Consider the following 19,658-nt stretch of genomic DNA (forward strand, 5'->3'; position numbering starts at 1 on the left):
CGTGGAACAGCTCACTTCGGAACAACAGCGCGGGCTGCTGATCCAGATCGGCAGGCTCATCCTGGCGGGGATCACCGACCCCGCCCACGCCGCGGCCGCCGATTTCCGGCAGGCCGGAGAGCACACCGAGATCGAGGGCCACAACCTCACGCCCGCGCCCGAGCTGAACGAGCTCTTCGGCCGCCTTCGCGCCGGGATGTACGACACCGGCCGGGGGACCTGGTTGCAGTCGAGGTTCACGCTCAAACCCGACGGCACCTTCGACTTCGACTTCACCCTCGACGACGAACCGGCGTGGACCAAGGCACCGGCGTCTTCGGCGTACCCGGACGAGCTGGCCACGTTCCCACGCGAGGACGAGCACGTCCCGGACTGGTGGCGGCTGCGCGCGCAGCTGCCGTTGCGCGTCGAGTTCCGGCATGCCCGGATCGTCGACGCCTACACCGAGGGCAAGCCGCCGGTGGTGGACAGACCGGAGCTGGACGAGTCCGAAGCGCCGCTGGTCGCGCAGTATCTCGAGCGCGAACCGGCGATCCTTTCGGGCAGCGGTCTCGGGAAGGACATCTTCGAGCCGGACGCCGACGGCGACGTCCCGGAGAGCTACCACACCGACGGCACCTGGATCTGGCACGCGTCCGTGCCGCACTACCTGCGGAAATACGGGATCCCGCCGGAGCCGGAGCTGGTCGCGCACATCCGGGGCCAGCGGTTCCAGCCGCCGTACGTCGAGCACCTCGTACGGCGGACGGCGGAGGCGGACCTGCTCGGCAAGCCGAGGCCGAAACCGGGCCGCTCCGACGTCAAGAAGACCGAGGGCGACATCGCCGCGGAGCTGGAGACGTCGCCGAATCCGTCGCTGGCCGACGAAGAGCTCCTGGTCGTGCTGGTCAGCAGGCTCGGCGAGCACGCCGTCTGGCCCGAGGCGTACCGCATCGGCGACCGCGCCGACGGCGCCTGGTGCCTCAACTTCACCGAGAAGGGCTGGGAGGTCGCCGCGTACTCGGGCGGCGTCCCGGTGTCGCCGAAGTACTTCGACAAGCTCGAAGACGCGGCGCATCAGCTCCTCGGCGCCGTCCTGCTGCATCCGGCGAGGATGACGGCCGGACACGAAACACCGTTGGAGACCGCGAAGGAACTCGCCGACTGGCCGGTGCAGGCGGCGGCGGGTGAGCCTCCCCTCACCTTGCTCCGCAACAAGCGCGTCAGCCGGATGGTCGCCGGTACGGTCGTACTGCGGTTCGGCGAGGAAACCGGCAATCTGGTTCATCACGGAGGGGTACGGTTCGCCACGACGTCCCTGCCGCTGGAACGGGAACGCGCCGGTGGGACCTATCGGCTGCGCCGCCCGCTCCACGTGATCACCGGAGTCACCGTCCCTTGGGCGAACATGCCTGGTGGGGCGGTGGCCTACGTGCTCCCGAGGACCATCGCCGAGCACGTGTCCGACGGCAGCCTGGAGAGGATCGAGTAGGTGGAATCGGCGGAAGCGGTAGCCAAGGTCGAAGAGTGGCTGCGCGCGGTCCACGGTCCGGACGTGTCCGCACCGGGCGGCGCTGGCCTGCGCGTGCACCACGAAAAGGTCCTGCGCATCCCCGAGGGCTGGTCGGTCCCCTACAACACGATCGCCTTCCTCGACGAGGGTCATGCCGAGAAGGAGATCTTCCCGCCGCCGTCGGTGATCGTCCGCGAGCCGGACGGCGAACTGCGCCAGGCGCATCCGCAGCCCGGCGGGCTCAGCGTCCCGGTCGCGTTCCCCGGTCAGGAGGCGTGGCGCGAGGTCGTCGACCCCGAGTACGCGAAGGCCGGGCTCGGTGACCTCGGGGTCCCGCCCGCGGTCGTCGCGGGCTGGGTCCAGGTCAACGCGGACGGCGTGCAAACCGGGCAGGAACGGGAGAACCCCGAGTACAAGGCCGGTCCGGTCCGCCGCGGTTACCCGAAGCCGGAGAACAAGCTCGAAACGCTGCTGTCGTTCGCCAGCGTCGGCTGGCTGACCAGGGAACAGCTGCTCATCGGACTGCTGCGCTGCGAGGTCTATGTCCCGCTGGACCTGGCGTCGGGCAAGACGGAACGCTTCTACTTCAACGAGGAACGCGCCGAGCTGAGGGTGTTCAGCTCGTCCAGGAACCTCCCGTCCCGCGAGCACGGGTACTGGAAGGTCGACATCGCCACGCTGGCCGGGTACGAGAGCCCGCCGAACCTCGTGATCAACGGCGGCCCCGCGACGTTCGAGGACGTCAGCGGCGCCGAACTCGCCGGGACCGCGGCCAAGTTCCCGCGCCGGGACACCCCGGTCGACGTCAACGAACGCTGCCCGGAAGCGGATCCGGAGCTGGAGACCCTCGCCGCCGAAACCGCCGCGAAGATGGGCCTGCCCGAACCGGTGAAGCCGCCGCTGCCCGCCGCCGAACGGGCCCGCCGCCGCGGCTTCGAACTGACCGTCGAGGAATGCCAGAAGACCGTCCTCGGCCAGTCGTGGCTGGCGGCGCTCAAGCGGCCCGAACCGCCGCGCGGCCGTCCGAACGACCTGCGGGCGAACGGGCTGGCCCCGAGCTACGACAACGAAGGGCAGATCCAGCCGCGCCTGGACACCTTCGGCAAGTACTTCGAGCGAGACCGCTCCAGCTCGCGCTATGGCTGGCAGCGCGTCACGGGCGCCTTCGTGGGCTTCGCGCTCGGCGAGGCGCTCGGGGCGGCCGTCGACCGGATGCGGCTCGACGAGATCCACGGCACCTACGGCCCGGACGGGGTCACCGACCTGCCGGTCGCGTTCGACCTGCCCGGCCGGATCGGGCCGCTCACCCAGCGGCTGCTGTTCTACACCGAGGCGGTGATCCGCAGCCCGCATCGCGAGCAGCCGGAGAACCGCAGCGCGGAACAGGCGCTCGGGACGGTCGCCCGCAACTCGCTGATGCGCTGGCTGCACACCCAGGGCGCACCGCTGGACAACGCCGACGGCTGGCTGGTGAAGGTGCCGGAGCTCCGCGTCCGCCGCACCCCCGACGACGCCGAACTGAACGCGTACCACGCGCTGGCGACCATCTCGCCGACAGCGATGCCGCTGAGCGGGCCGGACGCGCTGGTCGCGGCGCTGCCGGCGGCGATGACCGCGGCCGGACCCGGCACCGCGATGAGCGGCGGGGTCCGCCAGGCGGTGCGCGACCTCGTCTCGGTCACCCATCCCGGGGAGATCGACGTCGAGGCGGCGACCTACCTGACCTGGCTGTTCGAACCCGCGCTGACCTCGGAGGCGTTCAGCTACCCGATCTGGAACACCTCCCGCGAGATCTTCACCGAGCAGAACCCGCACCAGCGGGGGCCGGTCTGGGCGGATCTCAAGGCGATGGTCGCGGAATCGGTGCCGTTCTTCGGCAAGCACGGCCTGCCCGATCTGCGCGTCCCGGAACTGATCGGCGACGGCAAGGGCACGCTTTCGGTGCTGGGCCGCGCGTTCGCGGCGCTGTCCGGTTTCGAGAACTACCCGGAGCAGGCGCTGCTGCGGGCGGTCAACCACTCGGGCCGCAGCGCCATCACCGGGGCGATCGCCGGTGCGCTGCTCGGCGCCCGCACCGGCATTCCCGGTCTGCCGCAGAAGTGGGTCGAGCAGCTGGAACTGCGGTACCTGGTGGAGAACATCGCCACGGACGCGTTCTGGCACTTCGACCGCCACTCGGCGCTGCACGAGGTCGATGGCTGGGCCCAGCGGTATCCGCGCTGGTGAGCTGGTGATTCTGGAATGGGGACGATGAACGAAGAGGAAGCCGTCAGCCGCGTCGAGGAGTGGCTGACGGGCCGAGGTGGGGAGGGGACCGGCGCGCTGCGGGTCCGCCGCGAGTACGTCGTGCGCGCGACCGACGGCTGGAACGTCACCTACAACTCCGTCGGCTGGCTCGACGGGACCGACCCCGGCGCCGGGCTGTTCCCCAGCCCGGTCGCCTTCGTGCCGGACGACGGCGGGGAAATCCGGCTCGACCTGGAGCTGATGGCGGTTTCGGCGGCGGGCGGCGGTGGCGACGACGACGCGTTCACCCGCTGGGCCGAGGTCGTCGATCCCGAGTTCGATCCGGCCGTGGTGCCCGGGCTGCCCGTCCCGAAGGCCGCGATCCTGCGCTGGGACCAGCACACGCTGTACGGCGAGCCGACCGGCGCCGTCCGCGCGAATCCGGACCACCGGCCGGGGCCGCGGTTCTCCGGGCGGCCGAAGCCGGAGAGCGAGGTCGAGACGCTTCTCGGCTACCTCCGCGTCGAATGGATCACGCCGGAAGAGTTCGTCCACTGGATGCTCGATCTCGACGTGCTCGCCCCGGCGAAGGACGGCCACCTGCAGGTCCGCGACTTCGGTGACGCGGGCGCGAGGTTCGTCGTCTACACCTCCGAGGCGCAGATCCCGTCGGAGTACACGATGTGGCAGCGGATCCAGCCCCGTGTGCTCCTGCGACGCGCCAAGGACACCCCCGGGGTCGGCCTCCTGGTCAACCCGGGCAGGCCCGAGACCTTCAACGTCTACCCGGAGACGCTGCGGCAGGTCGCCGACCTCGAACTCCCGAAGGGCACCGAGCGCCCCGAGTCCGTCGGCCGCCCCGCCTACTTCAGCGGGGAGTACGACGGCGCCGCCGTCGCGAACCTGCGCAGCCTCGTCGACCAGGCCAGGGACAACGGCTACCCCCTGAGCGCCGACGAGCTCACCCGCTACGTCCGTGCCGCGACGCTGTCGTTCGAGCGCTCCCGGGCGAAGCACGACGGCCGTCCGCTGCCGGAACTGCCCGAAGACCTGTTCGCCAACGGCCTGGTCACGCACTTCTACGACGACGGCGCACCGCGCCCGGCCGCCTGGACGTTCGGGAAGTTCTACAACCCGACGATCCCTGTCGGCAGCTTCGCGTACCCGCGGCTTCTCGGCGCTTACGTCGGCTTCGCGCTCGGAGACGCGCTCGGCTCCGGCGCGGACCCGGCGGACGGGTTGCCGCTCGGCGGGCTGACCCGGCAACTGCTGTTCCACACCGAATCGGTGATCCGCGGTCTGGATCCGACCCCGGACAAGGCCGAGATCCCGGCGTCGCTGCCCGCGGGCGGACGGCCGGACGGCTGGGTCGCCAAGGCCACCGAAGGCGCGGGCCCGGCTCCCGCCGAGTTCTCGACGATGCTGGCGACAGCGCTCGCCGCGACGGTGACCGGTGGCGTGGAAGGTCCCGCCGACAACGCCGTCTACGCGATGAAGGTGGTCCGCGAGCTGGTCGGTTCCGCCGCGGGTCACGAGGTCGTCCACGGCGCCGACCTGCTGGTGAACCTGTTCCGCGCCCAGTTGGCGGCCCGGAACGGCCAGCCCGCGGTGGCGAACTTCCTCGAAGGCTTCGACGAGTACAACGGCGAGGTCGGCGACCTGGTCAAGACCGTGCTCGACCTCAGGAACGACATCGACGGCGAAGACGTCGAACAGTTCGACAGCATCGGGGACGGCCGGACGCCGCTTTCGGTGCTGGGCAGGGCGTTGTTCGCCGCCGCCAAACGGGGCCACGACCCCGAGGCGGCACTGGCGCTGGCCGCTCGCGGCGGCTCGGTGACCGCGGCGCTGACCGGGGCGATGGTGGGTGCCAGGCTCACCGTGCCCGGTCTGCCGGAGTCGTGGCTCGCCGCTTTCGGCGAACTCGGCGTCGTCGACGGCCTGGCGGGCGACGCTTATTACTACTTCAACCGGTTCGGCCTGCCCCGCGAGCCCGAAGAGCGGCGCCGCTGGGACGCGAAGCGGTACCCACGAGGAGATCAGTAGACCAATGCGCGAGTGGCTTCACGATCCGGCGACCCGTTCGCGGCTGCGCGGCAGCCTCTTCGCCGGGGCTCTCGGCGACGCGCTCGGCGCGAAGACCGAGTTCGACTCGATCGACCGCATCCGGGAGATCGCCGGACCCGACGGGATCACCGGCCTCATCCCCGCGTACGGCGGGCTCGGGCGGATCACCGACGACACCCAGATGACGCTGTTCACCGTCGAGGGCCTGATCAGAGCCCACCACGGCACGGTTCCGGTCGAGCAGTCGCTCCAGCTGGCCTACCAGCGCTGGCTGCACACCCAGGGCGTCTCGTGGGAACGGGCGCGCGGCCCGGAGAACACGAGCACGGAACCGGACGGCTGGCTGATCACCAACCGCGAACTGTTCAGCCGTCGCGCGCCCGGTCTCACCTGCTTCAGCGAGCTGGAGGCGTACGGCAAGACGGGCGTGCGCGCCGGCATGGACAAGCCGGTGAACAACTCGAAGGGCTGCGGCGGGGTCATGCGCGTGGCGCCCATCGCGCTGTGGTCGGACGATCTCGCCGAGGTGTTCCGGCTCGGCGCCGAGTGCGCGGCGCTGACCCACGGTCACCCGAGCGGGTATCTCTCGTCGGGGGCTTTCGCGGTGATCGTGCACGAACTGCTGCTCGGGAAACCGCTGCTCGACGCCGTCGCGATCGCCCGTGCCGAACTGGAGAAGTACCCGGGGCACGAGGAGCAGAGCGTCGCGCTGGACGAGGCGCTCGCCCTGGCCGAGAAGGGAGCCCCGACGCCGGAGAAGCTCGAGACGCTCGGACAGGGGAACATCGGCGAAACCGCGCTCTCGATGTCGGTCTACGTCGCCCTGACCACCACGGATCCGAACACCGCGCTGCTCGCGTCCGTGAACCACAGCGGGGACAGCGACTCGACCGGATCGATCTGCGGGAACCTCGTCGGCGCGATGTACGGAGAGGAAGAACTCGACACGGATTGGGTCTCGAAGCTGGAACTGTCCGGGGTGATCGGTGCGCTGGCGGACGACGCGCTCGCGGAGTTCGGCGGGAACGCGCCGGGTGACGACCGGTGGTACGCCCGCTATCCGGCCCACTAGATTTACCTCCGGTTTGGGGAACTTGGGGAGGGGACACATCGTGCGTTACCGGGTTCAAGCGGCGGAGCGGCCGGACGGCCTGTACGCCGTCTGGGGGGAAACCGTCTTCGCGGCCCAGCGGTCGACCGAAGACGGCACGCTGCTGCTCATCGCGCCGCCGGGAGAAGCGGCGCCCGAGGGCTTCGATCGTGAGTGGGACGGCCGTGCCGCCCGGGTGGTGCTGAACGGCGAGGTCGGCGCGACCTTCAGCCTGCAGACGCACGGCCGGTTCGACGACGAGCACTTCCAGATCGCACCGCACACCGGCGGCGGCGATCTGACCCTGCGCTGGGCGGGCGAGGACGCGGCCCGCGCGGCCGAACTGGGCCTGACGGACTTCTCGACCACGGCCGCGCCGTCACGGCTGACGGCGTTGTGGCAGACCAGGCACGACTTCGTCGAGACGCCGGAAGCCCGGCCGGAGATCGGCACGGGCGATCAGCCCCCGCTGCTGCGCGCCATCGGCCGGACCCTGCTGCGGGTGCTGCCGCCGGGCTGGCAGCGCGTCGGCGCCCAGTTCCGGCAGGTCGGGGACTACGCCGAACTCGAGGTCCGTTCGGTCGGCGACGAGGGCAACGGCCCGGTTTCGGTGTCGATCGCGGCGCCGCCGGAGCTCGGCACGCTGTTCGCGCGGCTGCGCGCGGCGATGCACACCCCCGAGACCGGCACCTGGTTCCAGGGCACCTTCACACTGGACTCGGAATCGCATTTCGACTTCGACTTCGACGCCGAACAGGAACCGACCTGGCGGCTCGTGCCGAACGAGGGCGGGAAGCCGACGCCCCGCGCGTACGCGACCGAGCTCGCGATCTTCCCGCGCGACCACAAGCACGTCCCGGCCTGGCTCGCGGCCAAGGCCGGGCTGCCGCTGGACGTGGTGTTCCGGCACGCGAAGGTCGCCGACGCGCACAACGAGGGCGAACGCCCGGTCGTCAACCGGCCGCCGGTGCCGCCGGACCAGGTCCGCGGTGTACTGGACTACCTCTTCCGCTCGCCGGTGGCGCTGTCCCGGCCGGGTCCGCAGCCCGACATCTTCACCCCGAACGGCCCGCCGGACGTGCCGAACGCGTTCCACACCGACGGCGTCTGGATCTGGCCCGCGGCCGTCCCGCACTACCTGCGCAAGTACGGGGTGCCGCCGGAGCCGGAGCTGGTCGAGCACATCCGGGCCGCCGGGTTCCGGCCGCCGCTGGTCGGCGAGCTGGTGCGGGCGACCGCCGAGGCGGAGATCGTCGGCAAACCGCGGCCGCCGCAGACCGAAGCGGATCTGCCGGACGAAAGCGTCCGCACCCGCGTCGAACGTGACGGCGAGCCTGGCCGCGACATCCGCGCCGTCGAGGTGCTGGACGTCCTGTACCAGCGGCTGGCCGAGCACGGGGTCGCGCCGACGTCCTACCGGATCGGCGCCAACGCGGTCCCGGAACCGGGGCTCTGGACCCTGCGCCGCGCCGAGAACGGCTGGGAGGTCTCGCGTCCGCCGACGGACGAGCCGGTGGCGTTCGCCAAGCTCGAAGAGGCGGCGCGGTTCTTCCTCGGCACCCTGCTGCTGTATCCGGCACGGGCCACCGTGGGCGCGAGCGAGGAGGCCGACAACCCGGCCGACTGGCCGATCCTGCCGTTGCGGGGCGAGCCGCCGCTGAACTTCTTCCGGCGCAAGCGGATCGTCGTGCTGCCGGCGGGCACCACCGTGCAGCGGTTCGGGAACGAGACCGGCAACCTCGTGCACGCCGAACCGGCGCGGTTCGTCGAGACGTCGCTGGCCGCGGACCGCGAACGGGAACACCGCCTGTACCGCGTCCTGCGGCCGCTGCGCGTGGTCACCGGGATCACCGCGCCGTGGAACGGGACGCCGGGCGGGGCCGTGGCCTACGTGCTGCCCCGGCCGATCGCCCAGCACCTCGAAACGGGTGCGCTTTCGCGGGTCCAGTGACCGTTTAGTCCTCTGGATGCGGTCCTAGAACGCCTTGGCGACGAGTTCGTAGGACCTCGCCCGCGCACCCGGGTCGTACACCGGTGTCGTCAGCATCAGCTCGTCGGCACCGGTGGCCTCGGCGAGGTTCTTCAGCGAACTCACCGCCTTCTCCGGCCCGCCGTGCGCCTGCACGGCGGTGAACTGCGCGATCAGCTCCGTCGACTCCGGCGCGAACTCGTGGGCCGCCGCCTGCCGCAAGGTCGGGAAGGCGAGATCACCACCTTCACCCCTGAGCAGGTACGACTTGATCACCGCGCACGGACCGGCGAGGTACGCCGCTTCGGCGTCCGTGTCCGCGCAGATGGTCTCGACGCAGAGGATCACGTACGGCTTCTCGCGCCACTGGGACGGCTTGAAGTTCTCCCGGTAGGCCTGCAGCACCTCGGCCGTGTTCTGCGGGCGGATGTGGTGCGCGACCGCGATCGGCAGGCCGAGCTCGGCGGCGAGCCCGGCACCGGCCGCGCTCGAACACAGCAGCCACGGTTCCGGCGTCGGCACCTCGCCGGGCAGCACCCGGATCCCGGTCTCCCCGGCCAGGTGCCGCAGCAGCTCGGCGACGTCGGCGCGGTACTCGTCGTCCGTCGCCGGATCCGCGCCCCGCCGCAGCGCGCGGATGATCTTCTCGTCGAAGGTGCCGGGACCACGCCCGACGCCGAGGTCGATCCGGCCGGGGTGCAGCGCGGAAAGCGTCGCGAACTGCTCGGCGATCGCGAGCGGGGCGTGGTTCGGCGCCATCACCCCGCCGGACCCGATCCGGATGGCCGACGTCACCGCCGCCAGATGCGCGGCCAGCACCGGCGGCGAGGACGTCGCGATGGCGGGCGAACCGTGATGCTCCGCGATCCAGACCCGGTGATACCCCAGTTCCTCCAGTTTCCCGGCGACGGCGGCCGTCGACGCGAGTACTTCGGTGGCCGCGCGGCCCTCTTCGACGACGGCGAGTTCGAGCGCGGAAAGCAAGATCCCCATGCCCCCAACGTAGCCAAACTCAGGACGCGGTGATGAGCACCGCGGGAGACCACCAGTAGTCGGCCAGCGGCTCGATCCGGATGCCGGTGAAGCCCGCTTCCTTGAGCTGAGAAGCCCAATCGGTGGCGGGCTGCTCCCAGTTCGTCCGGTCGGCCCCCGGTTTGACCAGGCCCAGCAGGATCGGCAGCAGGAACCCCTGCGCCACCAGCGACGCGTCCTTGCCGTACTCCGAGATCCCGCGTTCGTAGCGCGTGACCAGCGAAAGCAGGTACTCGTCGGAGTCTTCGTCGTACTCGGGCACGTCGAACTCGGCGAGCACCAGGCAGGCGGTGCGGGGCCGGAGCGCCCGCAGGACCTCGGTGCGCTCGGCGGTCGGGATCGACTGGAGCGCGAAGGTCGACTGCGTCAGCTGCCACTGCCTGTCGTCGTCGCGGGCGAGGAACTCCTGCGCGGTGTCGTCCCAGGTGTGCAGGCCGTGGGTGCCGTCGAGATGCTTGCGCGTTTCGGCGAGCAGCGCGCCCGACGGCTCGACGAGGTCGATCCGGCCCGGCTGCCGGTCCGCCTGTTCGAGGGCGGGGATGACGGCGAGCCCGTCGCCACAGCCGAGGTCGAGCAGTGAGCCGACGCTTCCGTAGCGCTTGGCGAGCATCGCGCTGAGTTGGCGGTAGAGCTTGACGTTCCCGCCGCCGCGGATGAACGCGGTGAACGCGGCGGGCTGGTCGTAGACACCTCCGCCGCCGCCTTCGGTCAGGTACCGGTGCAGTTCGATGCCGAGCGTGGATCCGGCCCGCTCGGCGAGGTCAGCTGCCTTGGCCCGGTCACCGTCGCGGTACGCGGTGAGCGCTTTGGCCAGGACGTCCGTTTTCTTCATGTTCTCCTGTTTACCGTCAGAACGGCACCCAGAGGGTGACTCTGGTGCCATTGCCCGGGGCGGACTCCACCCTGGCGGTCCCGCCGACCTCGTTCAGCCGGGCGGTGATGGACTCGCTGATCCCGAAACCGGCGGGCCGGGAGTCGAGACTGAACCCGGCACCGTGATCGCGGGTGATCACCGCGACGCCGCCTTCCTGCTCTTCGACGCGCACGACGACCTTGTCCGTCCCCGCGTGCTTGAGGGTGTTGCGCAGGGACTCGCGGACGGCGTCGCGGATGGCGATCTGCCGGACCTCCGAGAGGGTGTCGTCGTCGAGTTCGGCGATCACGAGCTGGGCGCGCAGCCCGTCCCGCGCCATCTCCGCCGCCAGCGACGCCAGTTTCTCGCCCAGTGGCCTGGAGCCTGCCTCAGACCGTTCCGAAGCCTCGGTCTCGATCGTCTGCCGCAGCTCCATCGACTGCGCCCGCGCGAGCCGCTGCACCTCGGCGAGCCGCTCGGCCGGGTCTTCCTTGTTGGCCAGCGCGATCGCTTCGAGGGTCTGCAGCACGGAGTCGTGCAGCACCCGGTGCTGACGGGCGCGTTCGGCGAGCCGTCCGTTGCGGATGCCGTACGCGAGGGCGAGCCGCGTGCCGAGCCCGATCAGGACGAGCGCGCCGGTCGCGGTGAAGAGCACGCCGAGGATCGACGGGAAGGTGGCCAGCGCGTCGCCGGGGGCGCCGTGGCCGGTGGCGAACAGGGACGCGAGCATCCGGATCGGGAAGCTGACGATGGCCAGCGCCGCGGCGGCGGGCATGCCCAGCGCCAGTGCCAGCAAGGCGACCTCGCCGAGCAGGTGTTTGCCGGGCACCGCCATCGCCTCGGTGAACACCGAACCCGGCACGAGCGCGCCGATGGCCAGCGGCGCGAGCAGCGTGAACACGAGGTCGACGGCCAGCAGCCGGGCCGCGTGGTGCGGCTGGAACGGCGCCGAGCGCAGCATCCAGCGGATCCCGTACAGGCTCAGCGCGACCGACCCCAGCGTCACCAGCCCGACCGGGCCGATCCCGGTCATGCCGTGCGCGGAGACGTAGACGCCGAACGCGCCGGGAACCGCGAAGAGCCGGTAGACCAGCGGCACGAGCGCGACGTAGCGGGCGGCCCGGAGCAGGAGGTTGTCGCGATGCGCCGGGTCGACGGGACCCGACATCTGCTGGATGCGCCGGAGCGCGCGGATCGGCGTCGGGTCGCCGACCTCGTCGGACAGCTCACTCGTCGCCGTGGCCAGCGCGGGCGCGCCGCGACGCAGCAACGTCACCAGAAAACTGGGCGGCCGCTTCGCCATGGATTTTCCCCCTACCAGGAGCACCGGCAGGAGTATCGCCGTTTACTCCATGTGGATCCAGAGACCAACGGTGTTTATCTCAGCTGATGACGTGGAAATCCGTGACGAACCGGGCGACATCGCCCTTCGCCGTGTAGCCGATCCAGGTCGGATAGCTGCCGTCTCCCCAGCCGGAGCCGAACGCGGAGACGTTCAACCCGCTGACCGGATCGCGGACGAGTGCCGCCTCCGGACCGTCGAGCGCCTTGATCAGCGGACCTTCCAGATCCTCTCCGACGAGACGGCACAGCGCCGGGACCGCGTCCGCGTCGACGAACGCGCCGAGCCCGGCGTCGACGCCGTATCCGTAGAACTCGTTCGGCCCCAGTTCCGCCGGATCCTCGCCCTTGACCAGCGCGAGCTCCCAGCGGGTGACCGGCTCCGGCCGGATCGTCAGCCGGGCCGCCGCGACCCGCAGGTGCTCGGTGGGACCCGCGATCCGGACCTTCGCCACGGAAACCGGGTACGCCCCCGGCGGCACCCGGACCACGAAGGGCACCGGCGGCTCGGTGAGGTCGTTGATGGTGGTCGGGTCGCCGCCGAGCACCCGGCCGCTGGGCAGGTCGAGGGCGCCGAGTTCGACGACCTCCACGACCGCGGGTTCCTTGCCCGCCAGGACCTCACGGCCGGTCCGGAACAGCTCGTCGAATCCGTCGCGGCGCAGTGGCGGGGCGGGTTCGGCCGGCTGCGCGAAGACGACAGCCTGGACAGGCTTCGGATCGCAAGAGACGTCCTTCGGCACCGGCGCGGCGACCGGACGGGCGGAGAACACCGCGATACCCGCGCAGGTCGCGACCAGCGCCAGCACCACCAGGCCGATGGCAAGCTTCGCTCTGACCCCCATGGGTGAAGACGCTAGCCGCCGACACCGTTCTCGGCGGCCCACTTCTTCAATTCGGCGACGGCGTCGTCGTGCTCCAGCGGACCGCGGTCGAGCCGCAGTTCCTTCAGGTGCTTCCACGCCTTGCCGACGTCCGGCCCCGGCTTGAGGTCGAGGATCCGCATGATCTCCTCGCCGTTGAGGTCCGGCCGGACCCGGTCGAGGTCCTCCTGCGCCTGGATCGTCTCGATCCGCCGCTCGAGGTCGTCGTACGTCGCCTGCAGCGCGGCCGCCTTCTTCCGGTTGCGCGTGGTGCAGTCCGCGCGCACCAGCTTGTGCAGCCGGGGCAGCAGGTCACCGGCGTCGGTGACGTAGCGCCGCACCGCCGAATCGGTCCACTCGCCCTTGCCGTACCCGTGGAACCGCAGGTGCAGGAACACGAGCTGGCTGACGTCCTGGACGATCTCCTTCGAGAACTTCAGGGCCCGCAAACGCTTGCGCGCCATCTTCGCGCCGACGACCTCGTGATGGTGGAAGCTCACGCCGCCGCCGGGCTGGAACTCGCGCGTCGCGGGCTTGCCGACGTCGTGCAGGAGCGCCGCGAGCCGCAGGATCAGATCCGGCTCGGACGTCGGTTCGTGCGTTTTCTCCAGGTCGATCGCCTGCGCGAGCACGGTCAGCGAGTGCTGGTAGACGTCCTTGTGCTGGTGGTGCTCGTCGATCGCCAGCCGCATCCCGGGCACCTCGGGCACCACGCGGTCGGCGAGGCGGGTGTCGACCAGCAGCTCGATCCCCGGCCGGGGGTCGTCCGCCAGCAGCAGTTTCGACAGCTCGGCCTGGACGCGCTCGGCCGTGATCCGGTCGATCTCCTCGGCCATCGACGTCATCGCGTCGATGACCCGCGGCGCCGCGGTGAAGCCGAGCTGCGCGGAGAACCGCGCGGCCCGCAGCATGCGCAGCGGGTCGTCGGCGAAGGACTCCTGCGGGGTCGCGGGCGTGTCGAGCACCCGGTCCCGCAACGCCTGGAGCCCGTCGTACGGGTCGACGAAGGTCTGGTTCGCCAGGTCGATCGCCATCGCGTTGACCGTGAAGTCACGGCGGAGCAGATCGCCGTCGATGCTGTCGCCGAAGGTGACCTCGGGATTGCGGCCGACGCGGTCGTAGTTGTCCGCGCGGAACGTGGTGATCTCCAGGGTCATGCCCTGTTTGGTCACGCCGACCGTGCCGAACGCGATACCGACGTCCCACACCGCGTCGCCCCAGGCGCCGACGATCTTGAGCACCTGGTCCGGCCGCGCGTCGGTGGTGAAGTCGAGGTCGCTCGACAGCCTGTCGAGCATCATGTCGCGGACGCTCCCGCCGACGAGGTACAGCTTGTAACCCGCCTTCGCGAAGAGCTTCGCGAGCTCGTCCGCCAGCGGGGAGATGCGCATCAGCTCCGTCACAGCGTTCTGCATCGCAGTGCTCTTCCCCGCAATCGCCTGCCCGGCGACCACCTTGTTCACGACAATCCCACCACGATTTGGATGTACTTACCGAGACACTTACTACGACCCGGCCCAACACGGGCACGGAGAGCCAGCGTACCCGTACCGCCGTTTGCTCTAGCATCGCAGCATGTCTGGATCAGCCGGCCGCTCCGGCGCTTCGAAGCCGGGCCGCCGGCGGAGGCGCAGGCGGGGAAGGCGGCTGACCACGGTCGACGAAACCTCGGCCGGCGGCCTCGTCGTCGACGTCGAGCGGGCCAACGCCGCGCTGATCGGGCGGCTCGACAGGCACGGCAGACTGCTGTGGTCGCTGCCGAAGGGCCACATCGAGGACGGTGAAACGGTGGAGCAGACCGCGGTGCGCGAGGTGAAGGAAGAGACCGGAATCTCCGCGCGGGTCCTCGAGCCCCTCGGCACCATCGACTACTGGTTCGTGGCCGAGCGACGACGGGTGCACAAGACGGTGCACCATTTCATCCTGGAATCCACCGGCGGCGAACTTTCGGACGAGGATGTCGAGGTGACCGAGGTCGCCTGGGTGCCGCTCGCCGACCTGGAGACCACCCTCGCCTACTCCGACGAGCGCAAGCTGGTCCGGAAGGCCAAAGAACTCTTCGCGCAACAGCACACCGCCGAGGGAGCACCTGAGTGAAGCGGCTTGCCGCCACTGTCCTGTCGATCCTGTTCCTGGCCCTGCCCGCGTTGTTCGGCGCGGTCGCGCAGGCGCAGGAGCAGCCCCGGCTGCGCGTGGACCTCGACCAGCTGAACCCCCGCGTGATCGGCACGAACTCGACGTCGCTCATCGTCACCGGCCGGGTCACCAACATCGGCGACCGGCCGATCCGCAAGCTCAGCGTCCGGCTGCAGCAGGGCACCCGGCTGCAGAGCGAGCAGCAGATCGGCGACGTGCTCGCCGGCGGGAAGTTCAAGGACCAGTCCGCGACCGAGTTCGTCGACCTCGAACCGGACAGCCTGGAAGCGGGTCAGAGCGCGACGCTGAACCTGAACATCCCGCTCGGCCAGTCCTCGAAGCTGCAGTTCGCGAAGCCCGGCGTGTACCCGCTGCTGGTCAACGTCAACGGCACCCCGGAGTTCGGCGGCGCGGAACGGCTCGCGGCGGTCAGCCTGCTGATGCCGGTGCTCGGTGTCCCCGGCAAAGCGCCCTCGTCGCGTCCGCCGACAGCGCCCTCGGTGCCGTCGGCGAGCCTGCTGTGGCCGATCGCGAACAGCACCGTCCACGTCGTCTCGTCCCCGCTCGGCGGCCCGCTGACCCTGGCCGACGAGCGGCTGGCCGGCGAGCTGGGCGCCGGGGGACGGCTGGACTCGCTGGTCGCGGCGGCACGGGCGGCGGAGGCCGACACGAAGGTCTCGTCGTCGTTGTGCCTGGCCATCGATCCCGACCTGGTCGCGACCGTGGACGGGATGACCCGCGGCTACCAGGTCGCCAACGGCGGCGCTCCCGCTCCCGGCAGGGGCGTCGACGCCGCGAAGAACTGGCTCGGCCAGCTGAAAGCCCTGGTCGCGGGCCGGTGCGTGGTCACCCTCCCGTTCGCCGACGCCGACCTCACCGCGCTGACGAAGGTCCGGGCGGGCGACGCCACCGACACCGCGCTCCTGGCCAGTGCGGTCGGCGGCGCGGCGACGATCAAGAACCTCCTCGGCATCCAGCCGCAGGACGGCGTGCTCTGGCCGGGCGGCGCCCTTGACTCACAGACCGTCGAGGCGATCGGCAAGGCGGGCGTCAAGACCGTGCTGACCGACTCCGGCAAGCTCCAGTCCGACTCCCCTCTTTCGAGTGGGGTCGCGATCGAAGGGACGGATCTCCGCGCGCAGCCGATCGACGCGCTGATCACGTCCGCGCTGAACGGCCCGGGGGGCACCCAGAACGGCCTCGGCGCGATCGCCTTCCGCGCCGGGCTCGGCGGGCAGGCCGCGGGGCAGGAGCGCTCACGGCTGCTGATCGCGCCGCCGCGGCACTGGGACGCGTCCGGCACCGAGCTCACCACGTTCCTGGAGCGGATGGGCGACTTCTACGCGACAGGCCTCGCCAAGTCGGCACCGCTGCCCGACCTGCTCGGCGAAAGCCCGGCCGGGACGGCCTCGGTCAACTACGACCCGCAGGACGTTTCGGCCGCGACCAGCGGCGACGTCACCGCGAGGATGTCGCAGATCGACAACGAGACCCTGGGCCTGTCGTCGTCGATGACGATGGATTCAACGAAACGGGTGAATCCGGCCGACGTGATCGCCCCCGTCCGGCTCGCCATCATCCGGGCCGCGTCGACCTCGTGGCGCGGCGCGGACGCCGGGACCGCCACCGGCAACGCCCGCGGCGACCTCGAGGCGATCCGCAGCCAAGTGACCGTGGAGCGGCCGAAGCAGACCATCGCGCTGGCTTCCGGCGCGTCGCCGTTGCCCGCCTACGTCACCAACGGCCTCCCGGTCGGCGTCAACGTACGCATCGTGCTCAAGAACAATTTGGGCCTGCGATCCACCGCGGCCGTCCCGGAGCGGACCGTCCCGGCCAACGGCGCCATCAACCAGCTTCTCCCGGTCGAGGCGCTGCGAGCGGGCCGGTTCAGCGTCGACGTGTCCCTGACCACGCCCGACGGGACCAAACTCGGCACCGACGCGCGGTTCGAGCTGACCTCCACGGAGTACGGCGCGATCACCATCATCATCACCGTCACCGCGGCCGGCGCGCTGCTGCTGCTCTCGTCCCGCCGGATCTACCGGAGGATCAAGGACTCCCGCGCCGATCGGGCGAACGAAACCGCCCCTCGTGTGACCGAGGACGCACAGGTTTAAGTGTTTCCGGCCGTTGCCGATTACCCTGGGTCGAACGATGCCGCCGGGCATCACGTAGTCGAGCACCGAGGATTGGGCGCACGTTGGAAAGAGAGCCGGGTGTACCGCCCGAGCGTGCAGGCCGTCCCCGGCGCGAAGGTACTCCGCCGCCGCCCCGTCGCACCGATGGCCCAGTGCGCCGCCCTGAGCGTTCAGGACGTCCTGAACGTCCTGAACGCGCGGAACGTCGTCAGCCGCCCCCGCAGCAGCTCCCGCCCGAACGCGGAGAGCGCCCGCGGCGTGCGGCACCGCCGCCCCCGCCGCCGGTGGACGGCCGCCGTCAGCGAGCCGCGGGCCGCCCCGACGACGAGACACGGCGGCTGAGGCCGCCCCAGAACCCGCCGCCCAACCAGGCGCCGCCCCGGCAGCAGGCTCCGTCACCGACGCCGCCTCCGCCGACCCGGCGTCAGCCGGTTCCGCCCCCACCGGGGCAGCCGCTTCCGCAGCCGTCCCAGAACCCGGCTCAGAATCCACCCCAGCGTCGTCCGGCGGCGCCACAGGCACCACAGACGCCGCAGGCGCTGAACCAGACGCCGCCCCCGCCGCATCGCGGGCGCCGCCAGCCGCCACCGGTCCGCCCGTGGCAGGTGGACCGGCGCGACGAACCCGACGCGACGCGGTTCATCCCGCGCACCCCCGGCGTGCCGATGGGCTCGCGCTGGCCGGTCGCCGACCCCGACGTCCTCCGCCCGTACGACCAGCTCGCCACGCAGGTCATGCCTGCGATCAAGGACGCGCCGCTGGTCAAACCGCGGCCGGGCGAGACCGGCGAACAAGATGTCGCCGCCCCGGCGAAGGCGCCCTCGCTCGCGAAGTCCAGCGGCCGGATGGCGATCGCCTCGCTGATCAGCCGGATCACCGGCTTCGCGTGGAAGCTGCTGCTGGTCGCGGCCATCGGCGCCCAGGTGGAGAACGACTCGTTCAACGTCGCCAACACGATGCCGAACATCATCTTCGAACTGCTGATGGGCGGCGTGCTGTCCAGCCTGGTGGTCCCGCTGCTCGTGCGGTCGCAGGACGACAAGGACGGCGGCGAGGCCTACACCCAACGACTGGTCACGGTGGCGGGCACGCTGCTCGTCGTCGGGACGACCATCGCGGTCCTCGCCGCGCCGCTGATCACCAAGCTCTACGTGGACGACAAGGGACAGGCGAATCCCGACCTGGTCACCGCGTTCGCGTACCTGCTGCTGCCGCAGATCTTCTTCTACGGCGTGTTCGCCCTGCTCTCGGCGGTGCTGAACGCGAAGAGCATCTTCGGCCCGACGGCCTGGGCGCCGGTGATCAACAACCTGGTCGTCATCTTCACGATCCTCGTGGTGTGGATCATGCCGGGGAACATCTCGACCGATCCGGTGTCGATCACCGACCCGAAGCTGCTGACGCTGGGCCTCGGCGTGACCGCGGGCATCGTGGCTCAGTCGGTGCTGCTGATCCCGCCGCTGCTGCGGTCCGGGTTCAAGTTCAAATGGCGCTGGGGCATCGACAAGCGCATGAAGGAGTTCGGCGGGCTCGCCCTCTGGACCGTCGGCTACGTTGCCGTCAGCCAGGTCGGGTACACGATCACGACCCGGGTGCTGACCAGCGGTTCGCAAGGCGGGGTGACCGCGTACAGCAACGCGTGGCTGCTCTTCCAGCTGCCGTACGGCGTCATCGGCGTTTCGCTGCTGACCGCGATCATGCCCAGGATGAGCCGCGCGGCGGCCGACGGCGACCACAAGAAGCTGATCGGCGACCTCTCGTACGCCTCCAGGATCTCGACGGTGACACTCCTGCCGATTTCCGCGGTGATGACCGTTGTGGGCGGTTCGGTCGGTATCGCCCTGTTCACCTTGGGCAAGGGCCGGGTCGAAGACGCGTCGAGGATGGGCGAGGCGCTGGCGATCAGTGCGTTCGCGCTGCTGCCGTACGCGCTGGTCATGCTGCAGATGCGGGTGTTCTACGCGATGAAGGACGCGCGGACGCCGGTGCTGATCATGATCGTGATGACCGTGGTCAAGGTGCCGCTGCTCTACCTGTGCCCCGCGCTGCTCTCGCCGGACAACATCGTGCTCGGCGTGATGATGGTCAACGGCCTCACGTTCGTCGTCGGCGCGATCCTCGGCCAGGTTTGGCTGTGGGTGACCCTCGGAAATCTCCGGAGCAAGCGGATTCTCGGGGTGATCCTCTTCACGGTCGTCGCGAGTGTGCTCGGGGTCGGCGCGGCGTGGCTCGCCGGGCAGATCGTCCCTGACTCGTTCGGGCCTACTTTCCATGCCTGGGTGAAACTTCTGCTGCAGACGATGGTCGGCATCGTGGTGTCGTTCGGCGTGCTCATGGCCTTGAAGGTCGAGGAATTGAAGCCCGCCACGGCGAGGATCACCCGGTTGATCAAGCGCGGATAACGATTCACGCACGGATGGCCCGCGTTCACGCGTCGTATTCTGGGTACCC

At 70.5% G+C, this 19,658-nt stretch carries 14 protein-coding genes; 9 read left to right on the forward strand and 5 right to left on the reverse strand.

What is annotated here, in order from left to right:
* The first annotated feature begins 1 nt into the window (after position 1).
* Genes ACLJPX_RS20685 through ACLJPX_RS20705 form a run of 5 tightly spaced genes read left to right on the forward strand, consistent with a single transcriptional unit; the run spans position 2 to position 8,826 of the window.
* Complete coding sequence (locus ACLJPX_RS20685) at positions 2-1,471, forward strand: TNT domain-containing protein (RefSeq protein WP_101611554.1); 1,470 nt, start codon at positions 2-4, stop codon at positions 1,469-1,471.
* A complete protein-coding gene (locus ACLJPX_RS20690; RefSeq protein WP_410601535.1) occupies positions 1,472-3,718 on the forward strand; it encodes an ADP-ribosylglycohydrolase family protein in 2,247 nt (748 codons plus the stop codon).
* Positions 3,719-3,742: 24 nt separating this feature from the next.
* A complete protein-coding gene (locus ACLJPX_RS20695) occupies positions 3,743-5,764 on the forward strand; it encodes a YrhB domain-containing protein (protein WP_410601536.1) in 2,022 nt (673 codons plus the stop codon).
* A 4-nt stretch (positions 5,765-5,768) separates the two neighbouring features.
* The gene (locus ACLJPX_RS20700; RefSeq protein ID WP_410601537.1) at positions 5,769-6,857 is read left to right on the forward strand and encodes an ADP-ribosylglycohydrolase family protein; all 1,089 of its coding nucleotides are present in this window, start codon (positions 5,769-5,771) and stop codon (positions 6,855-6,857) included.
* 40 nt (positions 6,858-6,897) lie between these two features.
* The gene (locus tag ACLJPX_RS20705) at positions 6,898-8,826 is read left to right on the forward strand and encodes a TNT domain-containing protein (protein WP_410601538.1); all 1,929 of its coding nucleotides are present in this window, start codon (positions 6,898-6,900) and stop codon (positions 8,824-8,826) included.
* Between the two features lie 24 nt (positions 8,827-8,850).
* Here the strand turns inward: ACLJPX_RS20705 and ACLJPX_RS20710 are convergent, their stop codons facing one another.
* The 5 genes from ACLJPX_RS20710 to ACLJPX_RS20730 form a co-directional block, all read right to left on the reverse strand.
* Positions 8,851-9,837 (reverse strand): LLM class flavin-dependent oxidoreductase, encoded by a 987-nt coding sequence (locus tag ACLJPX_RS20710; RefSeq protein ID WP_410601539.1) that lies wholly within the window; start codon positions 9,835-9,837, stop codon positions 8,851-8,853.
* Between the two features lie 19 nt (positions 9,838-9,856).
* Positions 9,857-10,708 carry a class I SAM-dependent methyltransferase gene (locus tag ACLJPX_RS20715; protein ID WP_410601540.1) on the reverse strand — a complete coding sequence of 284 codons (852 nt, stop codon included), beginning with the start codon at positions 10,706-10,708 and terminating at the stop codon, positions 9,857-9,859.
* 16 nt (positions 10,709-10,724) lie between these two features.
* A complete protein-coding gene (locus tag ACLJPX_RS20720; protein WP_410601541.1) occupies positions 10,725-12,032 on the reverse strand; it encodes an ATP-binding protein in 1,308 nt (435 codons plus the stop codon).
* A gap of 79 nt (positions 12,033-12,111) precedes the next feature.
* On the reverse strand, positions 12,112-12,915 hold the full coding sequence (locus ACLJPX_RS20725; protein WP_410601542.1) for a DUF4241 domain-containing protein: 804 nt from the start codon (positions 12,913-12,915) through the stop codon (positions 12,112-12,114).
* Positions 12,916-12,926: 11 nt separating this feature from the next.
* Positions 12,927-14,348 (reverse strand): CCA tRNA nucleotidyltransferase, encoded by a 1,422-nt coding sequence (locus ACLJPX_RS20730; RefSeq protein WP_410601543.1) that lies wholly within the window; start codon positions 14,346-14,348, stop codon positions 12,927-12,929.
* Between the two features lie 160 nt (positions 14,349-14,508).
* Between ACLJPX_RS20730 and ACLJPX_RS20735 the strand changes: the two genes are divergently transcribed.
* The 4 genes from ACLJPX_RS20735 (at position 14,509) to murJ (ending at position 19,609) form a co-directional block, all read left to right on the forward strand.
* On the forward strand, positions 14,509-15,030 hold the full coding sequence (locus ACLJPX_RS20735) for an NUDIX hydrolase (RefSeq protein ID WP_101611562.1): 522 nt from the start codon (positions 14,509-14,511) through the stop codon (positions 15,028-15,030).
* Positions 15,027-17,186 carry a DUF6049 family protein gene (locus ACLJPX_RS20740; RefSeq protein WP_410601544.1) on the forward strand — a complete coding sequence of 720 codons (2,160 nt, stop codon included), beginning with the start codon at positions 15,027-15,029 and terminating at the stop codon, positions 17,184-17,186. The genes ACLJPX_RS20735 and ACLJPX_RS20740 overlap by 4 nt, the downstream gene beginning before the upstream one ends.
* A gap of 99 nt (positions 17,187-17,285) precedes the next feature.
* Positions 17,286-17,549, forward strand: coding sequence for a hypothetical protein (locus ACLJPX_RS20745; protein WP_410601545.1), 264 nt, complete (start codon positions 17,286-17,288; stop codon positions 17,547-17,549).
* Positions 17,492-19,609 carry a murein biosynthesis integral membrane protein MurJ gene (gene murJ / locus ACLJPX_RS20750; protein WP_410601546.1) on the forward strand — a complete coding sequence of 706 codons (2,118 nt, stop codon included), beginning with the start codon at positions 17,492-17,494 and terminating at the stop codon, positions 19,607-19,609. The genes ACLJPX_RS20745 and murJ overlap by 58 nt, the downstream gene beginning before the upstream one ends.
* Positions 19,610-19,658: the final 49 nt, after the last annotated feature.

It is taken from the genome of Amycolatopsis sp. lyj-90 (genome assembly GCF_046549035.1).
Taxonomy (GTDB): Bacteria; Actinomycetota; Actinomycetes; order Mycobacteriales; family Pseudonocardiaceae; genus Amycolatopsis.

Coding starts and splice junctions, on each gene's coding strand:
- ACLJPX_RS20710 (WP_410601539.1), bottom strand. CDS start 9,837: ATGGGGATCTTGCTTTCCGCGCTCGAACTCGCCGTCGTCGAAGAGGGC.
- ACLJPX_RS20720 (WP_410601541.1), bottom strand. CDS start 12,032: ATGGCGAAGCGGCCGCCCAGTTTTCTGGTGACGTTGCTGCGTCGCGGC.
- ACLJPX_RS20730 (WP_410601543.1), bottom strand. CDS start 14,348: ATGCAGAACGCTGTGACGGAGCTGATGCGCATCTCCCCGCTGGCGGAC.
- ACLJPX_RS20715 (WP_410601540.1), bottom strand. CDS start 10,708: ATGAAGAAAACGGACGTCCTGGCCAAAGCGCTCACCGCGTACCGCGAC.
- ACLJPX_RS20725 (WP_410601542.1), bottom strand. CDS start 12,915: ATGGGGGTCAGAGCGAAGCTTGCCATCGGCCTGGTGGTGCTGGCGCTG.
- ACLJPX_RS20700 (WP_410601537.1), top strand. CDS start 5,769: ATGCGCGAGTGGCTTCACGATCCGGCGACCCGTTCGCGGCTGCGCGGC.
- ACLJPX_RS20695 (WP_410601536.1), top strand. CDS start 3,743: ATGAACGAAGAGGAAGCCGTCAGCCGCGTCGAGGAGTGGCTGACGGGC.
- ACLJPX_RS20735 (WP_101611562.1), top strand. CDS start 14,509: ATGTCTGGATCAGCCGGCCGCTCCGGCGCTTCGAAGCCGGGCCGCCGG.